The sequence below is a fragment of the Halogranum rubrum genome (assembly GCF_900114455.1).
Taxonomy (GTDB): Archaea; Halobacteriota; Halobacteria; order Halobacteriales; family Haloferacaceae; genus Halogranum; species Halogranum rubrum.
In genome coordinates this window covers 1,418,860-1,434,766 of record NZ_FOTC01000001.1, presented here as the reverse complement: position 1 = coordinate 1,434,766, position 15,907 = coordinate 1,418,860, and the positions used below count along the sequence as shown (strand labels likewise).

Genomic DNA, 15,907 nt, shown 5'->3' with positions numbered 1-15,907 from the left:
ACCGTTCAGACGGTGAGTAGGAGCACGGTGTAGCCGAACACGCCGCCGACGAACGCGGGGTACGCGCTCTGTCGCTCCGCGGGAATCTCTTCTTTCGTGACGTTGAGCACGATGCCGCCGGAGAGAAACGCCACCAAGACGGCGAGCGTCGGTTCTGCGAGCGAGAGTACCTGTGCGACCCCCCAGCCAGCGACGACGGCGACGGAGAGTATCCACCGTCCGAGTCGGTGGTACGCCCGTCGGTGGTGTCGGCGGAACCCGGCGTCGGTGACGAAAAAGTGCAGTGCCATCGCGAGTGCGAAGAGCACGACGTTCCAGAACCCCTCGCTCAGGCGGTGAACGAGCAGGTAGCCGATGAGGCCGTTGTAGACGGTGAACGAGGCGATGTGAAGCCAGAAGATGTCGCGTCCTTCGTCGCTCTCACTGCGCTGTGACCGTTGTGCGAGGTTCTCCAACCCGTAGAAGACGACGAACCCGGCGAGTGCGAGGAGATAGGCGTGGTGGTCGAGAAACGACTCGACGGGGCCGAAGTCAGCGAGCGTCTCTTGGCCCGCGTGCAGTTCCGGAAGGAGGTGGACGAAGACGTACGCGGCGGACACCCCGCCGGTGAACGAGAGCCATCGGCGCGCCGAGACGATGTCGGTCGGGGAGATAGACCCGGCATAGAGATGGACGAACGAGAGACCGAGTGCGAGACCCAGCAGGACTGGTTCCATACCAAACAGCCCCAGTAGCACGGACAAATGAGTAGCGGCCGATGGTGTCTGAGAGAAATCCGTCGAGTGCCCGTACGTGACGGATTCACACTCTCTGCGGCGTTTTCTAACGCCTCTGCTTCGACGGGTTTAAGTCCGCGATGACCGTGCCTCGAAGTGAGACAGGCACCGCCTGTTTCACTGACCCGTAGGAGCATTCCTGCGTACTACGGAGGTGAATAATGGCAGACGACACAATAGTACAAGCAGTCTCTCGCGCACTCGATGAGGCACCTGAGCGGAACTTCCGCGAAACGGTCGACCTCGCTATCAACCTGCGCGACCTCGACCTTAACGACCCGTCGAAACGTATCGACGAGGGCGTGGTTCTCCCGGCCGGTACCGGCCAAGACACCCAGATTGTGGTGTTCGCGACTGGCGAAACCGCGCTCCGAGCAGAAGACGTCGCCGACAAAGTCCTCAGTCCTGACGAACTGGAGGACCTCGGAGACGACACCGATGCTGCCAAGGACCTCGCCGACGAGACCGACTTCTTCGTCGCAGAGGCCAGCATGATGCAGAACATCGGTCGATACCTCGGTACGGTGCTCGGCCCACGCGGTAAGATGCCGACGCCGCTCCAGCCCGAGGACGACGTGGTCGAAGTGGTGAACCGAATGAAGAACACCGTCCAGCTTCGCTCCCGGGACCGACGCACGTTCCACACGCGCGTCGGCGCCCAGGACATGTCGGCCGACGAAGTCGCCGACAACATCGACGTCATCATCCGACGTCTCGAAGCCAACCTCGAGAAGGGACCTCTCAACATCGACTCTATCTTCGTGAAGACGACGATGGGTCCCTCCGTGGAGGTTGAAGCATGAGCGAAAGCGAATCCGTTCGACGCACCGAAGTCATCCCGCAGTGGAAGCAGGATGAGGTCGACGAACTCGTCGACTTCATCGAGGGCTACTCCTCGGTGGGTATCGTCGGTGTGGCGGGCATCCCGAGCAAGCAGCTCCAGAACATGCGCCGCGGCCTGCACGGTAAGGCCGAAGTTCGCATGAGCCGGAACACGCTCGTGACGCGCGCACTCGAACAGGTCGACGAAGGCGTCGAAGACCTGACCGAGTTCGTCGCGGGGCAAGTCGCGCTCATCGGCACCAACGACAACCCGTTCGGGTTGTTCAAGGAGCTGGAAGCGTCGAAGACGCCCGCTCCCATCAACGCGGGCGAAGTCGCGCCGAACGACATCGTCATCCCCGAGGGCGACACGGGTGTCGACCCGGGTCCCTTCGTGGGTGAACTCCAGCAGGTCGGCGCGAGCGCGCGCATCATGGACGGGTCCATCACGGTCACCGAGGACTCGACCGTTCTCAGCGAGGGCGAGGTCGTCAGTGAGGAACTGTCGAACGTCCTGAGCGAACTCGGCATCGAGCCGAAAGAGGTCGGACTCGACCTCAAGAGCGTGTACTCCGAAGGCGTCCTCTTCGCACCCGAAGAGCTCGCCATCGACATCGACGAGTACCGCGCGGACATCCAGTCGGCGGTCTCGGCCGCGACCAACCTCTCGGTCAACGCCGTCTACCCGACGACGCAGACCGCGCCGACGCTCCTCTCGAAGGCTGCCGGCGAGGCCAAAGCACTCGGCCTCCACGCCGCCATCGAGAACGAGGAACTCATGCCGGACCTCGTCGCCCGTGCCGACGCGCAACTTCGCGCGCTCGCCGCACACATCGACGACGAGGAGGCACTCCCGGAGGAACTGCGTGGCGCAGCAGCGCCCGCGGCATCCACCGAGGAGGAAGACGCAGACGACGCACAGGCTGACGAAGAAGCAGAAGCCGACACCGAGGAAGCCGCCGACGACGACGATGAAGACGACGACGAAGGCGACGGCCTCGGCATGATGTTCGGCTAAATCAATTAGGTACCTAGGACAATGGAATACGTTTACGCAGCTCTCATCCTGAACGAGACGGACGAAGAGATCAACGAAGACAACATCACGGCGGTCCTCGAGGCCGCTGGCGTCGATGTCGAGGAATCCCGCGTCAAGGCGCTCGTCGCCGCGCTGGAGGACGTCGACATCGAGGAAGCAATCGAGACGGCCGCTGCCGCACCGGCAGCAGCCCCCGCAGGCGGTTCCTCCGGCGGCGACGAGTCCGCCGACGAGGAGTCGGCTGACGAGGAAGAAGAAGCAGCAGCCGAAGAAGAGGAAGACGACGAGGACGACGACTCGGGCGAAGGCCTCGGCGAGCTGTTCGGTTAACCCGGACTGCACGCTCCTCAGTCTCGATTCGATTCACAACCCCGATTTCTTTCGACGTAACACCGGAGAGCGACGGCGTTGCCGGTCGCCGGTTGCCGGTTGCCGGTTGGTCACGCCCCACTCGTTTGCGACACAGAGCCGACGGTTTAGGTACGATGACGGGACCACCTCGTCTCGATGCTCCCCGGTGTCGACTTCGTCTCCGCCTCGACGACCAGCCTCGCCGTCCTCGGCTTCGTCGTCGTCGGCGTCGTCCTCGGGACGCTGAGTGGTCTGGTTCCGGGGCTCCACGCAAACAACTTCGCACTCTTGCTGGCCGCTGGTGCCTCGTCCGTCCCCGGCCCACCGCGACTCGTCGGCGCGGCGATACTCGCTGCGGGCGTGGTCCACACCTTTCTCGACGTCGTCCCCGCGCTCGCACTGGGCGTCCCGGATGCCGCGATGGCGGCCACCGCCCTTCCCGGTCACCGACTCGTCGTCGCCGGTCGTGGCCGAGAGGCGCTTCGACTCTCTGCACTCGGGAGCGGCGCGGCCGTCCTGTTCGCGATTCCACTCGCCGTCCCGGTGACGGCCGCGATGACTGCGCTCTACCCTACTGTTCGAGCAAATCTCCCGCTCGTCCTCGCGGCTGTCGTCGCCTTCCTCCTGCTCACCGAACCGACGCGTCGGTCCGCACTCGGCGGCGCGGTGGCGTTCGTCGCCAGTGCGGTACTCGGAGCACTGACACTCGACCTGTCTCCCGCCGCGCCGCTCGACGCCGGGGGGATGCTCGCACCGCTGTTTACCGGACTGTTCGGCGCGCCGGTGCTTCTCGACGCGATGGACGGAGCAGGCGTTCCACCACAGGCCGACGCCCGAGTGACGATGACGCGACGGACACTCGGAACGACGGCCTTTGCGGGGTCGGCGGCGGGGGCAGTCGTCGGCTACCTGCCCGGCATCTCGGCGGCCATCGCTTCTGTTCTCGCGCTCCCTGCGGTCCCGAGTGACGACGGTGCACGCGGATTTCTCGTCGCCACCAGCGGGGCCAACACGGCGAACACGGTCTTTGCCCTCTTCGCACTCGCCGCGCTCGGGACGCCACGGACGGGCGTGATGGTCGCACTCGACGGACTCGGTGGGTCGCCGTCGTTGCCGCTCTTGCTCTCCGTCGTCGCCGTCGCGTCGACGGCCGGGTTCGTCCTCGTCCTTCTCGTCGGCGACCGTTATCTCCGAGTAGTCGGTCGAATGGACTACCGACTGCTCTCGCTTGCGGTGCTCTCACTGCTCGTCGCCGTGTCGGGGCTGTTCGCCGGACTCGTCGGTGTCGCCGTCTTCGCGGTGGCGACACTCGTCGGACTCGTCCCGCCGCGACTCGGGACGCGTCGAGTCCACCTGATGGGTGTGCTCGTCGGTCCCTTGGCACTGGGTCTCTGAGGTGCTGTGGCGCTGTAGGGAAAGACAATCGTTAAAAGTCGCCGCCCGGTTCATACGGGTATGAGCCAGTCGCAGCAGCAGGAGCGCCAATGCGTCTCCTGTGGCATCAACATCGCCGGGATGAGTGCCGCCCGATTCAAGTGCCCGGACTGCGGGCAGGTCATCTTCCGGTGTGCGAAGTGCCGTAAACAGAGCAACCTCTACGAGTGCCCGGACTGCGGGTTCATGGGGCCATAACGATGGGGAAAGTCGCAGCCAAGATGAAGGTCATGCCGCAGAGCCCCGAAATCGACCTCGACGCGCTCCAAGAGCGTCTCGAGGAAGCCCTCCCCGAGGGCGGTAAGATCAGCCGCGTCGACCGCGAGGACGTCGCCTTCGGTCTCATCGCGCTGTTCCCGACGGTCATCGTCCCCGACGGTGCCGGTGGGACGGAAGCAATCGAGGAAGCCTTCGGCGGCGTCGAGGGCGTCGAGTCCGTCAGCGTCGACGAAGTCGGTCGGATTTAAACGCGACCTTCGACCTTTTTTCAGCGCGGGGAATCGCGGGCCTTCGGCCCGCTCAACCCCGCTAAAAAAGCTCGATCAAAAAATCTGCTCGCGAGACTCACTTCGTTCGTCTCGCGTACAGCATTCTTGTACTTTCCAGCGGCAGCACTACGCGAGCTATTCCTCCTTCGTGGAGTATCAATTCTGTGATAGTTGTTCGTAGGCGTGCTGAACTCAGTGCGCAAGTCGGTCATTCACTCTTTTCACTGAATTATGTAAGTCCCATCAAATAGACACGGTATATTTTCTCTTCGTATCTCATGTAAACTCCCGGCTCAGAGGTTCGCTCAATGTCGCTCGTGGCCTTAACGAACCGGTCGCTTTCGTCAGGAGAAATAGATGCTCGCTCCTCGCTCTGTGTGGCTGAGGCACTTCTCAGTGCTTCTTGTAGTGCAGTAATGTTCGCGAACGTCTCTGAAGAGGCATTAAGGACTGTGATGCCCTCTGGTACTGATTGGCTTTCTTCTGGAACTACGACAATCCACTCTTCTGAGGTTTCTTGAGGGGCAAGAGCGGAGCACCCTGCCAAACTAAGAAGTGGAAGAGATGCAAAATTGCGCAAAAAATGGCGTCTGGAGGGCGGTAGTGTCATACCGCCAAATCAGATACGGGTGAGTAAGTGTTTTCTGTATTTCTTAAGGAATTCCTCTCGCAAATTACTACGGAAATCCTTGGCAAGTCTCACCTTGGGGCAATTAAAACGTGCTGCATACACCCTCTGAGTGTTGCACGCCACTTTTGACAGCTAACAGAGAACTCAGACGCGACTCTCCTCCCCGTAGCTACACTTCGACCACAGCAGTCACCGTCCTGCTCACAACCGCCGACTCTCGCACCCGAGTTCTTCGAGCGCATCGAGTGCCTCCGCCACGTCGTCCCGCTGGACGAGCACGTGGTCCGTCGAGTACGCCGAGAGTGCGAAGATGGAGACGTCTCGCTCCGCGAGCGCCGTCGCCACGACGGCGAGGAAGCCGACGAGTTCGAAGGGGAGCACGGCGTCGAACGTGAGGAGCGCCCATCCACGTTTCTCCTCTAGCGTCTCGATGGCGTCCAGCCGTTCTTCTCTTACCACGTGTGTCGTCTCGTTTCGGTCGCGTATCGTGGCGAAGGCGTCCGAAACCGCCGTCTCCGAATCTGTCGTGACGACGGCGTACGCCTCCGCGCCGACGTCGACGGTGCAGTCTTCGAGGACTGCCTCGGGGTCCATCTCTCTACTCCAGCGCCGCGTCGAACGCCTGCTGGAGGTCCGCCTTCATGTCGTCGATATGCTCGATGCCGACGCTGACGCGGACGAGACCGTCGGTGAGGCCTGCGGCGAGACGTTCCTCGCGCGGGATGGCCGCGTGAGTCATCGCCGCCGGTTGCTCGATGAGGCTCTCGACGCCGCCGAGTGACTCTGCGAGGGTGAACACTTCCGTCTCCTCGACGACGGTGCTGGCCTCTTCGAGCGTCCCGTCGAGTTCGAACGAGAGCATCCCGCCGAAGTCGTCCATCTGCGCGCTCGCGAGTTCGTGTTGCGGGTGGTCCTCCAGTCCGGGGTAGAACACGTCCTCCACTGCCTCGTGGTCGTCCAACCACTCGGCGAGCGCGCGGGCGTTGTCGCAGTGGCGGTCCATCCGGACGGGGAGCGTCTTCGTCCCGCGAAGGACGAGGAAGCAGTCGAACGGGCCGGGCGTCGCGCCGACGGAGTTCTGATAGAAGCCGATGTCCTCGTCCAGTTCTTCGTCGTCGACGACGAGCGCACCACCGACGACGTCGGAGTGGCCGCCGAGGTACTTCGTCAGCGAGTGCGAGACGATGTCCGCGCCGTGTTCGAGCGGGCGCTGGAGGTAGGGCGTGGCGAACGTGTTGTCGACGGCGCAGAGCGCGTCGTACTCGTGGGCGATGGCGGCGAGCGCGTCGATGTCGTTGACGTTCATCAGCGGGTTCGTCGGCGTCTCCACCCAGACGAGTTCCGTGGACTCACGCATCGCGCCCTCGACGGCGTCGTGGTCGGTGGTGTCGACGAAGTCGAACTCCAGGTCGTACTTCTCGTAGACTTGCGTGAAGATGCGGTGCGTGCCGCCGTAGACGTCGTCGCCCGCGACGACGTGGTCGCCCGCTTCGAGCAGGTTGAGCACGGTGTTGATTGCGCCCATCCCCGAGGAGAAGCAGCGACCATACTCGCCGCCTTCGAGGGCAGCGAGGTTGTCCTCCAAGTCGGTTCGGGTCGGGTTTCCCGTCCGCGAGTATTCGTAGCCGCGGTGTTCGCCGGGAGCGTCCTGTTTGTACGTCGAGTTGGCGTGGATGGGCGTCATGAGCGCGCCCGTCTCTTCGTCGGGTTCCTGACCGGCGTGAATCGCGCGCGTCTCGATTCGGTGAGCGTCGTCGTCCATATCGGCGCAGTCGGGTGGCAGTCGCTAAAGCGTGGCCATCGTGAGTGAGTTGGCGTGAGTGAGTCGTCACGAGCGAATCGCCGGTGGTGTGTCACCGACACTCGTCCGCGACGAAGAACGTACCTTTTATAATCGAAAGCGCAGTAATCGAACTCACGACTATGCCGAGTTCCAACGGTCCCATGAAGGGTACGCGAGGAAAGCTCTCGAACAAGCCGCGAAACCGTGGTACGTCGCCGCCGCAGCGCGCGATTCAGGAGTACGAGGAGGGCCAGAAGGTCCACCTCCGTCTCGACCCGAGCGTCCGCAAGGGCCGCTTCCACCCGCGCTTCAACGGTCACACCGGCGAAGTGATGGGAAAGCAGGGCCGTGCGTTCAAGGTCCAGATCAACGACGGCGGTAAGGACAAGACGCTCCTCGTCCGTCCCGCCCACCTGCGCGCCCAGAAGTAGATGACTATCTTCAAAGAGAAGATCGACGAGGAGCATCTGACCATCTCGGAGGTGAAAGAACTCCTCCAAGAGGTCGAAGCCGAGCGTGCGGCCGACCCGGACCGCGAACTGCGGTACGAACTGGCCCGCGCCATCGAGCACGTCAACCGATTCACCGTGCTCGACCCGGAGGACTCTCGTGCACTCGTCGGCGAGCTCGAGGAACTCGAGAAGGTCGACGAGGCGACGGCACACAAGATCGCCGACCTGCTCCCGCGGGACCGCGACGAACTCCGCGCCGTCTTCGCCAAACAGCGCTACGCGCTCGACGGTGACGAACTCGACGAGATACTCAACGTCGTCGCGAAGTACGTCTGAGAGGGCTACTGTCCCTGTTTTCCGGTGCTCCGTCGCTTCGTTCCGGCGGCACACCGGGTACTGACTGACAGTAACTCCGATGGGAGACGGTCTCGGAGGCGCGACCTGTTCTTCTCGCCTTCTCACCTTCTCGTGTGAACCGCACACACGACCCAGCGACAGACGAATCTCTCGGCGTCCGCTGGTTGTTGGCTGTGTTGTCGTCGCTCCGAGTACCGTCGTCACTCGTACTCCGTCCCACTGTTTAAATAGACAGTAGACGTAACCGTCCCCTATGACCGAATCCGAGAGCGGTGAGACCGGAGGCGACGCTCGATATGCTGTCGTCCTCGACTACCTCGCACACGGCCGAGTCGACGACGACCGGCCGCAGTACAAGAAGAAACCGCTCGCGTACGCCCTCGGTGAGACGACGTTCCGTCTCTTCGAGTTGACACTCGCGGAGGACGCCGACGTCAGTATCGGTGACCGCGTCGTCGTCGAACCGACGGCCGACCGCGAACGCGTCGAGTCCGCCCGCGAAGTCGCGTACGACGACGTCTCGAACGCGGCCCACTCGGAACTCGAATACGTCGTCGCCGACATCGTCGCCGGCGACGAACGGCGGTTCGTCGACTTCTACAACGACGCTCAACCCATTACCCTCCGTCTTCATCAGTTGAACCTCCTGCCTGGCATCGGCAAAAAGCTCCGGAACAACATCCTCGACGAACGCAAGCGCAAACCGTTCGAGAGTTTCGAGGAACTCGAAGAGCGAGTGTCGGGACTCCACCGTCCCGAAGAGGTTCTCGTGGAGCGTATCATCGAGGAACTCCGCGACGACGACCTGAAGTACAAGACGTTCGTCGGCCGCGAGCAACCGACCCAGTAGCCGACGACCTTCTTTCGGTTTTGATAGGAAAGAGGTGACAAGAACAACGACAGCGACAGCGCCGAGAGCATCCAGAGTATCCAGAGCATCCAGAGTAAAGACGACGCCGACGACGCCGACGACACCGACAACACCAACACCGACAGACAAGCGGGAAGTTTACACCTATCCGTCGTCAAATCTCCCGCAATGACCGAGCAGGACGGCGTCTCTGACGGCTTCTACGGCGAGCGGACGCTCCGCAACCCCGACGCACTCATCCGGCGTGCAGGACTCCGCGGCGACCCCGACCAGGACCAACACTTCCTCGTCGACGACCGCGTCCTCGACCGTGTCCCGACGTACCTCCCCGACGATGTCGACACCTCACACGTCCTCGAAGTCGGCCCCGGAACCGGCGCACTCACGGACCGACTCCTCGCGCTCGCAGACCACGTGACCGTCGTCGAACGCGACGTCCGCCTCGCCGACTTCCTCCGTCGGGAGTTCGCCGACGACATCGAGGCGGGCGACTTGACGATTCTCGAAGGCGACGCACTGGAAGTCGACCTCCCCGACTTCACCGCTTGCGTGGCGAACCTGCCGTACGGCATCTCCAGCGAGATTACGTTTCGACTCCTCCCCGAGGGAAAGCCGCTCGTCTTGATGTTCCAAAAGGAGTTCGCCGAGCGGATGGCCGCCGAGTCGGCGACCGACGCGTACGGGCGACTCTCTGTCAGCGCGCAGCACTACGCCGACATCGAAGTCGTCGAACCTGTCCCGCCGACAGCGTTCTCGCCGCCGCCAGCGGTCGACAGCGCTGTCGTCCGGACGACGCCCCGTGACCCCGACTACGAGGTCGACGACCCCGAGTTCTTCCTCGACTTCGTGAAGGCACTGTTCACGCAGCGACGCAAGACCATCCGCAACGGCATCCGCAACACGACCCACATCACGGGTATCGAGCACCCCGAGAAAGTCATCGAGGCCGTCGAGGACCACGACGAGGTGCTCTTACGGAAACGTGCCGGCAAACTCGCGCCCGAACAGTTCGCGGAACTCGCCACCATCGCCGTCGACGTCGAGCGACGTGAGAGCGATGCCTAATCAAGTGTCGTCACCGACGGTGACGCCCAACGAGACGGCGACGAACGGAACACTGAACGGAACGGCTGCGAACGAAACGGCCACGAACGCGACGATCAACGAGTCGATGAATCAGACTGTCGGCCAACTACCCCCACCACTCGACGCACTCGGTCAGGGTCTCTTCCCGGGTCAGACGGGGTTCGCCGTGCAGGTCGTCGTGACGGCACTCATCCTCTTTGCCGTCTTCGCCGTTCGCTACTACGAGCACAAGTGGGTCCGGTCGATGGCGTCCGATTCGGTCAAACGAATCGCCGCGTCCGGTGCCGTCGCCGTCGTCACTGCGCTGGGTATCCTCCTCCTCGTCGACGTCTGGGGACTCGCACCCGCCCTCGTCAACGCGTTCAAAGACCTCGAAGTGAACGAGCGCGCCGGACGCATCCTCATCTCGGCGATACTGCTCGGCACGGCGTACATCCTCACGAACTTCATCGGCCGCGTCATACAGGTCGTCGCGGGGTCGGGAGACGCCATCAGTCGCCACCAACGCGAGATTCTCTTCCGACTCACCCAGGTGTTCCTGTACGCGACGGTTATCTTCGTCATCATCAGCCTGTTCACCGACAACATCGGGAGCCTCCTCGTCGGTGCCGGATTCTTCGGCATCATCGTCGGGATGGCCGCTCGACAGTCGCTCGGGGCCGTCCTCGCCGGATTCGTCCTGATGTTCTCGCGACCCTTCGAGATCGGTGACTGGATCGTCGTCGGCGACAAGGAGGGGACGGTGACGGACATCACCATCTTCAACACGCGACTCCAGACGTTCGACGGTGAGTACGTCATCCTCCCCAACGACGAGGTCAGCAGTGACGCTATCGTCAACCGGACACGGAAGGGCCGCCTCCGTATCGAAGTCGAGGTCGGTGTCGACTACGACGCCGACCCGCAACACGCCGCCGACGTCGCACTCGGTGCCGTGGAGGCACGAGACGAGGTGCTCGACGTGCCGAGCCCACAGGTCGTCATGAAGGAGTTCGCCTCCTCGTCTGTCCTCCTCGGGGTTCGGTTCTGGATAGACAACCCGAGCGCTCGGCGCATGTGGCGCGCTCGAACCGCCGCCGTCGCCGCGATCAAAGAGGCGTTCGACGAGGAAGGAATCAGTATCCCCTTCCCGCAGCGGTCGCTGTCGTCGCGTGACGACGCAGGCGACGTCTCGCTGACCGACCCCGAGCGAAACGGCGAGGCCACGACCGACGGAGGAGACGAATGAGCGACGAGTCAGAAGCGACAGGCGAGACGAGTGAAACAGACGTGACCGAGGAGACGAGCGAGAGAGGCAGGACGAAGAACGAGGTGAACGAGACAAACGAGACAAACGAGATGAACGAGACGAACGACACGTCCAGTGCCGACGGCCTCGCCGAGCGCCGCGGCATGAACATCGAGGTGTACCAACCGGCAGAGGACTCCGGACTGCTCGCACAAGCCGCCGTCGAGTACCCCGTCTCGGGGACGGTACTCGAAGTCGGCACCGGGTCGGGGTGGGTCGCCCAGCAAGTGAGCGAGAACACCGACGCGCGCGTCCTCGGCAGCGACATCAACCCGCACGCCGCTCGACAGGCCCGTGAACGCGGCGTCGAGGCGGCACGAGCGAACCTGACTGCTCCCTTCCGAGACGGCGTGCTCGACGCCGTCCTGTTCAACCCGCCCTACCTCCCGACGGATCCGGACAACGAGTGGGACGACTGGATGGAACACGCACTCTCGGGCGGCGAGTCCGGACGCGAACTCATCGACCCCTTCCTCGACGACGTGGGACGAGTGCTCACACCCGACGGCGTCGTTCTGTTGCTTGTGAGTAGCCTCACAGGCTACGAGGCAGTCGTCGAACGGGCGGAATCGAACGGATTCGGCGTCGAGACGGTCGTTCAGGAGTCGTATCCGTTCGAGACACTCACCGTGATCGCGCTCACAAAATAATTCTGGGTTATTTTCTTCATTAGCAAATATTAAGCCTCGGCATTTCTTAGCCGGGAGTGATGAGTGAACTCGTAGCGACGACACCTGGTCTGTTCCCCCTCCCCGATTGGGCGAAAGACCAGTTGTCCGACCTGAAAGGCCACCAGAAAGGCGACCTAATCTCTGGCGACGAGAGCGACGCAATCGTCGCGGCGTACGACGAGGCGCGCGAGGAGGTCATCGGCGACCAACTCGACGCCGGACTCGACCGCGTCGTCGAGGGACAACTCCGCTGGGACGACAATCTCGCGCACCCGCTGACTGTCCACGAGAACGTCGAGACGGGCGGTATCGTCCGCTACTACGACAACAACAACTTCTATCGCGACCCACGGGTCACGGGCGACCTGACGTTCTCCGGCGACGTCGCCGCCGAGTTGGAGAAGGCGTCCGAGGCAATCGACGGCGAGGCCGCACTGCAGGCCGTTCTCCCCGGTCCCTACTCGCTCGCAGACCTCGCCTCCGACGAGCACTACGGCGACGAGGCCGAGTTCCTCGACGCCGTCGGCGACTTCCTCGCCGAAGAGGTCGAGGCGTTCCCCGCCCACGAGACGCTGTTCCTCAACGAACCGTCGCTCGTCGAGAACGCGCCCGGTGAGGACACCGACGCCCTCGCCAGCGAGGTCATCGACCGCGTCGCCGACGCGACGGACGCAGACGTCGTCGTCAACACCTACTGGGGCGCACTCGACGAGAAGGTCTACGCGCACCTGATGGACGCCGACGTTGACGCCATCGGCTTCGACTTCGTCGCCGGTGACCGCGAACAGACCCTCTACAACATCAACGAGTACGGCACGAAGTCCGACATCGCACTGGGACTCGTCGACGGACAGAACACGCTCGTCGAGTCGCCCGAAACCGTCCGCGAGCGTGTCGACTGGGTGCAAGAGCAGGTCGCCTCGCAGGACTTCGAGACCACGTACGTCACGTCCAACACCGAACTGTTCTACCTGCCGGTGAACAAAGCACAGGAGAAACTGGCCGTTCTGGCCGAGGCTGCCAGCCTCAACGAGGTGAAAGCATGAGCCGAGACCCATCGAAGAACCGCGAGCAGTTCCGCCCCGAGAGCCACGAGAACGACCACTTCCTCTTGACGACCATCGTCGGGAGCTACCCCAAGCCGAAGTGGCTGAACCGTGCCAAGGAACTCTCCGAGGACGACGACTCGAAGTTCACCGCCGACCACCTCGAAGAGGCCTACGACGACGCCTGTGAGGTTATCACCCACGAGCACGAACGCGCCGGACTCGACACCGTCGTCGACGGCGAGATGCGCCGAAACGAGATGGTCGAGTTCTTCGCCCACCGCATCGACGGCTACGAGTTCAACGGCCCGGTCAAAGTCTGGGGGCACAACTACTTCAACAAGCCTTCCGTCGCCGACGAAGTCGCCTACGACGAACCGTGGCTGGTCGACGAGTTCGAGTTCACCACGAACGTCGCCGAAAAGCCAGTTAAGGTCCCCATCACGGGCCCGTACACCCTCGCCAACTGGTCGTTCAACGAGGCCTACGAAACGGAGGAAGAACTCGCCTACGACCTCGCGGACCTCGTCAACGAGGAGATAGAGAAACTCGTCGAGGCGGGCGCACGCTACATCCAAATCGACGAACCCGCCTTGGCGACGACGCCGGACGACCACGCTATCGTCGGCGAGTGTCTCGAACGCATCGTCGCGGACATCCCCGAGGAGATTCGCATCGGTCTCCACGTCTGTTACGGCGACTACTCGCGCATCTACCCCGAACTCAACGACTACCCCATCGACGAGTTCGACGTCGAACTCTGCAACGGCGACTACGAGCAGATAGACGTCTTCACCGAACCCGAGTTCGAACCGGACCTCGCACTCGGCGTCGTCGACGCTCACACCGCCGAAGTCGAACCGGTCGAGGAGATAAAGGAGAACATCAAACAGGGTCTCAAAGTCGTCCCCCCGGAGAAACTCACTATCTCGCCGGACTGCGGCCTGAAACTCCTGCCGCGTGACATCGCCTACGGCAAGATGGAGAACATGGTCAAAGCCGCCCGCGAAGTCGAACAGGAACTCGACGCTGGCGAAATCGACCTCGACGTGCCGGTCGCGAAGGCAGACTAAGCGGCCCACATCACCTGTCTTCGACTTCTTCGATTCGCTCTCTTCGTTCTACCTGTCGGTAGATGGATAAAGTACTTATCAGCGTAGCCGAACGTCGCAGATAATGAATCGCCGACAGTTTCTCGCTCTCTCGGGCACCGCCACGTTCGCGGGGAGTGGCTGTCTCTCTCACATCGGCGGGATACCCGAATCGAGACGAGTCTCGATTGGTGATTCTGTGGCCCTCGGCGACGCGACGCTCACTGTCTCCGCGCCAACCGTCCAGCAGTCGATAATCGAGGAACCCGATATCTTTCGGTCGGTCCGACAGGCGGACGACAGACAGTACGTCGTCGTGGATGTCGAGAGAGGTGGCGACATCCGGTCGGCGGTAGGCGAGAGCAACGATGAACTTCGAGCGGCAGATTTCCACGTCAAGCGGAGCAAAGACCTCACCCGCCCCTCGAACTCGGGCGAAGAGGCAGTGCAAATCGCACCGGTCACGCGCGAGTGCTCCGGCGTCTGTCTCGGTATCCCGATTCCAGCAGAACCGACGAAGTCCGCGAAAATCGTCTACCGACCGAGAGACGGTCCGGGCGCGTCGTGGGCGCTCTCCGAGGAGACGACACGACTCTTCGCCGAGCGACCGGTCTGTGAGTGGCGTGAGACACGCATCGTCGAACGCGAGGGACGGACCGCCCTAGAGTTTTCCGTCGAGAACGTCGGGCCGCGCACGGCGGGATATCGGGTTCTCGTACACCGACAGTCGTGGAACGACCAATCCGACCCAGTCGGGTTCGATATTCCGGTGGGTGAGACCGTCAGCGAGACGGTCGTGCCACCGATTCTCGACGGTCTCGACCCCGCGTCGGCGACGCTGCGAGATGGTACCGCTGGGAGTCACAGCGTGTGGGTCGAGCCTCGGGATGCTACGACGCCCAACTCACCTACGCCAGTTTCGTGATAGACGTCGAAGCGACGATGCAGTTTCAATCTGCGTTCGCTGTCGAATCCCTCACAGCGCCATGTAGAGCACACCCGCTCCCAACCCGACCACACCGAGTGCCACGACGGCGAGAACTGCCGCAGCGAATCGCTGTACTCGTCGGACGAGGGGAGTCTGTGGCGCTGGCTTGTCTGCTCGGAGGACGATTGCCGCAGTGACGCCGTTAGCGACGCCACAGGCGGCCACGACTCCGACCACGAGCGACCAACCATCCGAGAGCGCGAGACCCATCGCCGAGAACAGTAGCCCGAGACCGGTTCCGACGAAGGTGATGGCCACAAGTGTGTTCGTACGCACGGTATTACTCAGGTGTTCACCTCCTCGAATAAAGTTACTCCCGCTCGCACGGCCGACACACTCGACTGCACGACACCGCACTGTTTTCTCTCCGACCGACGAGTTCCGACTATGACTACGAACATCTCGCTCGACGGTCGAACCGTCGTCGCCGTCGAGAACGACGGCGGCGAAGTCGGCAGCGACACACGAATGACGTTCACACAGGACGGAAGCCGCCTCTCAGCGACGTACAGCGGCGGCGACGTCGTCGAAGGCCACCTCGTCGGGACGCTCGTCGACGGCGAGTGGGACGTCCGCTACGTCCAACTGAACCGCGAGGGTGAGACGGCGACCGGCCACTCGGTCGGGTCTGTCGAAGAAGGTTCCGACGGAAGAGTGCGAATCGAAGACGAGTGGGAGTGGGAGTCGAAACCCGGCGGCGGCCGGAGTGTGCTCGAAGAAGTCCGAGAGTAGT

General features: G+C 62.8%; 21 protein-coding genes. 16 read left to right on the top strand and 5 right to left on the bottom strand.

Annotated features, from left to right (window positions below):
• Window positions 1-5 precede the first annotated feature (5 nt).
• Complete coding sequence (locus tag BM083_RS07100; RefSeq protein WP_089867624.1) at window positions 6-716, bottom strand: hypothetical protein; 711 nt, start codon at window positions 714-716, stop codon at window positions 6-8.
• A 221-nt stretch (window positions 717-937) separates the two neighbouring features.
• On the opposite strand from BM083_RS07100, the gene BM083_RS07095 reads away from it, so the two are divergent.
• From BM083_RS07095 to BM083_RS07070, 6 genes are all read left to right on the top strand, one after another.
• Window positions 938-1,579: a 50S ribosomal protein L1 gene (locus BM083_RS07095; RefSeq protein WP_009367540.1), complete on the top strand. Its 642-nt coding sequence runs from the start codon at window positions 938-940 to the stop codon at window positions 1,577-1,579.
• Window positions 1,576-2,616, top strand: a complete 1,041-nt coding sequence (locus BM083_RS07090) for a 50S ribosomal protein L10 (protein WP_089867621.1) — start codon at window positions 1,576-1,578, stop codon at window positions 2,614-2,616. Before BM083_RS07095 ends, BM083_RS07090 begins: the two co-directional genes overlap by 4 nt.
• Before the next feature lie 21 nt (window positions 2,617-2,637).
• Window positions 2,638-2,967 carry a 50S ribosomal protein P1 gene (gene rpl12p / locus BM083_RS07085; protein ID WP_089867617.1) on the top strand — a complete coding sequence of 110 codons (330 nt, stop codon included), beginning with the start codon at window positions 2,638-2,640 and terminating at the stop codon, window positions 2,965-2,967.
• 177 nt (window positions 2,968-3,144) lie between these two features.
• Window positions 3,145-4,383 (top strand): tripartite tricarboxylate transporter permease, encoded by a 1,239-nt coding sequence (locus tag BM083_RS07080; protein ID WP_089867614.1) that lies wholly within the window; start codon window positions 3,145-3,147, stop codon window positions 4,381-4,383.
• 60 nt (window positions 4,384-4,443) lie between these two features.
• Window positions 4,444-4,620 carry an HVO_2753 family zinc finger protein gene (locus BM083_RS07075; protein WP_009367546.1) on the top strand — a complete coding sequence of 59 codons (177 nt, stop codon included), beginning with the start codon at window positions 4,444-4,446 and terminating at the stop codon, window positions 4,618-4,620.
• 2 nt (window positions 4,621-4,622) lie between these two features.
• Window positions 4,623-4,889, top strand: coding sequence for an elongation factor 1-beta (locus BM083_RS07070; RefSeq protein WP_009367547.1), 267 nt, complete (start codon window positions 4,623-4,625; stop codon window positions 4,887-4,889).
• A 250-nt stretch (window positions 4,890-5,139) separates the two neighbouring features.
• Here BM083_RS07070 and BM083_RS22770 read toward each other — a convergent pair whose 3' ends face one another.
• The 3 genes from BM083_RS22770 to BM083_RS07060 all read right to left on the bottom strand — a co-directional run bounded on the left by BM083_RS22770 (window position 5,140) and on the right by BM083_RS07060 (window position 7,303).
• Entirely contained in the window at window positions 5,140-5,520 is a 381-nt protein-coding gene (locus tag BM083_RS22770; RefSeq protein WP_143085691.1) for a hypothetical protein, read from the bottom strand.
• Between the two features lie 222 nt (window positions 5,521-5,742).
• Window positions 5,743-6,135: an ACT domain-containing protein gene (locus tag BM083_RS07065; protein ID WP_089867612.1), complete on the bottom strand. Its 393-nt coding sequence runs from the start codon at window positions 6,133-6,135 to the stop codon at window positions 5,743-5,745.
• A 4-nt stretch (window positions 6,136-6,139) separates the two neighbouring features.
• A complete protein-coding gene (locus BM083_RS07060; protein WP_089867609.1) occupies window positions 6,140-7,303 on the bottom strand; it encodes a cystathionine gamma-synthase in 1,164 nt (387 codons plus the stop codon).
• A 161-nt stretch (window positions 7,304-7,464) separates the two neighbouring features.
• Between BM083_RS07060 and BM083_RS07055 the strand changes: the two genes are divergently transcribed.
• The 9 genes from BM083_RS07055 to BM083_RS07015 all read left to right on the top strand — a co-directional run bounded on the left by BM083_RS07055 (window position 7,465) and on the right by BM083_RS07015 (window position 15,111).
• On the top strand, window positions 7,465-7,755 hold the full coding sequence (locus BM083_RS07055) for a 50S ribosomal protein L21e (protein ID WP_049893969.1): 291 nt from the start codon (window positions 7,465-7,467) through the stop codon (window positions 7,753-7,755).
• Window positions 7,756-8,112 (top strand): RNA polymerase Rpb4 family protein, encoded by a 357-nt coding sequence (locus tag BM083_RS07050; protein WP_009367554.1) that lies wholly within the window; start codon window positions 7,756-7,758, stop codon window positions 8,110-8,112. It begins immediately after the preceding gene.
• A gap of 274 nt (window positions 8,113-8,386) precedes the next feature.
• On the top strand, window positions 8,387-8,983 hold the full coding sequence (locus BM083_RS07045; RefSeq protein WP_089867606.1) for a DUF655 domain-containing protein: 597 nt from the start codon (window positions 8,387-8,389) through the stop codon (window positions 8,981-8,983).
• A gap of 189 nt (window positions 8,984-9,172) precedes the next feature.
• A complete protein-coding gene (locus tag BM083_RS07040) occupies window positions 9,173-10,069 on the top strand; it encodes a 16S ribosomal RNA methyltransferase A (protein WP_089867602.1) in 897 nt (298 codons plus the stop codon).
• Complete coding sequence (locus BM083_RS07035; RefSeq protein ID WP_089867599.1) at window positions 10,062-11,318, top strand: mechanosensitive ion channel family protein; 1,257 nt, start codon at window positions 10,062-10,064, stop codon at window positions 11,316-11,318. The genes BM083_RS07040 and BM083_RS07035 overlap by 8 nt, the downstream gene beginning before the upstream one ends.
• 110 nt (window positions 11,319-11,428) lie before the next feature.
• On the top strand, window positions 11,429-12,028 hold the full coding sequence (locus BM083_RS07030; protein WP_177197581.1) for a HemK2/MTQ2 family protein methyltransferase: 600 nt from the start codon (window positions 11,429-11,431) through the stop codon (window positions 12,026-12,028).
• A 59-nt stretch (window positions 12,029-12,087) separates the two neighbouring features.
• Window positions 12,088-13,095 (top strand): 5-methyltetrahydropteroyltriglutamate--homocysteine methyltransferase, encoded by a 1,008-nt coding sequence (locus BM083_RS07025; RefSeq protein ID WP_089867591.1) that lies wholly within the window; start codon window positions 12,088-12,090, stop codon window positions 13,093-13,095.
• Complete coding sequence (locus tag BM083_RS07020) at window positions 13,092-14,168, top strand: methionine synthase (protein WP_089867587.1); 1,077 nt, start codon at window positions 13,092-13,094, stop codon at window positions 14,166-14,168. The genes BM083_RS07025 and BM083_RS07020 overlap by 4 nt, the downstream gene beginning before the upstream one ends.
• Window positions 14,169-14,271: 103 nt before the next feature.
• Entirely contained in the window at window positions 14,272-15,111 is an 840-nt protein-coding gene (locus BM083_RS07015; RefSeq protein WP_089867584.1) for a hypothetical protein, read from the top strand.
• Between the two features lie 51 nt (window positions 15,112-15,162).
• On the opposite strand, the gene BM083_RS07010 is transcribed toward BM083_RS07015, so the two are convergent.
• Entirely contained in the window at window positions 15,163-15,450 is a 288-nt protein-coding gene (locus BM083_RS07010; protein WP_089867580.1) for a hypothetical protein, read from the bottom strand.
• Between the two features lie 111 nt (window positions 15,451-15,561).
• Between BM083_RS07010 and BM083_RS07005 the strand changes: the two genes are divergently transcribed.
• On the top strand, window positions 15,562-15,906 hold the full coding sequence (locus BM083_RS07005) for an avidin-fold protein (RefSeq protein WP_089867577.1): 345 nt from the start codon (window positions 15,562-15,564) through the stop codon (window positions 15,904-15,906).
• The last annotated feature ends 1 nt before the right edge of the window (window position 15,907 follow it).

Excerpts from the sequence above, each read along its gene's own strand:
- BM083_RS07100 (WP_089867624.1), bottom strand. The coding sequence starts at position 716 with ATGGAACCAGTCCTGCTGGGTCTCGCACTCGGTCTCTCGTTCGTCCAT.
- BM083_RS07095 (WP_009367540.1), top strand. The coding sequence starts at position 938 with ATGGCAGACGACACAATAGTACAAGCAGTCTCTCGCGCACTCGATGAG.
- BM083_RS07090 (WP_089867621.1), top strand. The coding sequence starts at position 1,576 with ATGAGCGAAAGCGAATCCGTTCGACGCACCGAAGTCATCCCGCAGTGG.
- rpl12p (WP_089867617.1), top strand. The coding sequence starts at position 2,638 with ATGGAATACGTTTACGCAGCTCTCATCCTGAACGAGACGGACGAAGAG.
- BM083_RS07080 (WP_089867614.1), top strand. The coding sequence starts at position 3,145 with ATGCTCCCCGGTGTCGACTTCGTCTCCGCCTCGACGACCAGCCTCGCC.
- BM083_RS07075 (WP_009367546.1), top strand. The coding sequence starts at position 4,444 with ATGAGCCAGTCGCAGCAGCAGGAGCGCCAATGCGTCTCCTGTGGCATC.
- BM083_RS07070 (WP_009367547.1), top strand. The coding sequence starts at position 4,623 with ATGGGGAAAGTCGCAGCCAAGATGAAGGTCATGCCGCAGAGCCCCGAA.
- BM083_RS22770 (WP_143085691.1), bottom strand. The coding sequence starts at position 5,520 with ATGACACTACCGCCCTCCAGACGCCATTTTTTGCGCAATTTTGCATCT.
- BM083_RS07065 (WP_089867612.1), bottom strand. The coding sequence starts at position 6,135 with ATGGACCCCGAGGCAGTCCTCGAAGACTGCACCGTCGACGTCGGCGCG.
- BM083_RS07060 (WP_089867609.1), bottom strand. The coding sequence starts at position 7,303 with ATGGACGACGACGCTCACCGAATCGAGACGCGCGCGATTCACGCCGGT.
- BM083_RS07055 (WP_049893969.1), top strand. The coding sequence starts at position 7,465 with ATGCCGAGTTCCAACGGTCCCATGAAGGGTACGCGAGGAAAGCTCTCG.
- BM083_RS07050 (WP_009367554.1), top strand. The coding sequence starts at position 7,756 with ATGACTATCTTCAAAGAGAAGATCGACGAGGAGCATCTGACCATCTCG.
- BM083_RS07045 (WP_089867606.1), top strand. The coding sequence starts at position 8,387 with ATGACCGAATCCGAGAGCGGTGAGACCGGAGGCGACGCTCGATATGCT.
- BM083_RS07040 (WP_089867602.1), top strand. The coding sequence starts at position 9,173 with ATGACCGAGCAGGACGGCGTCTCTGACGGCTTCTACGGCGAGCGGACG.
- BM083_RS07035 (WP_089867599.1), top strand. The coding sequence starts at position 10,062 with ATGCCTAATCAAGTGTCGTCACCGACGGTGACGCCCAACGAGACGGCG.
- BM083_RS07030 (WP_177197581.1), top strand. The coding sequence starts at position 11,429 with ATGAACGAGACGAACGACACGTCCAGTGCCGACGGCCTCGCCGAGCGC.
- BM083_RS07025 (WP_089867591.1), top strand. The coding sequence starts at position 12,088 with ATGAGTGAACTCGTAGCGACGACACCTGGTCTGTTCCCCCTCCCCGAT.
- BM083_RS07020 (WP_089867587.1), top strand. The coding sequence starts at position 13,092 with ATGAGCCGAGACCCATCGAAGAACCGCGAGCAGTTCCGCCCCGAGAGC.
- BM083_RS07015 (WP_089867584.1), top strand. The coding sequence starts at position 14,272 with ATGAATCGCCGACAGTTTCTCGCTCTCTCGGGCACCGCCACGTTCGCG.
- BM083_RS07005 (WP_089867577.1), top strand. The coding sequence starts at position 15,562 with ATGACTACGAACATCTCGCTCGACGGTCGAACCGTCGTCGCCGTCGAG.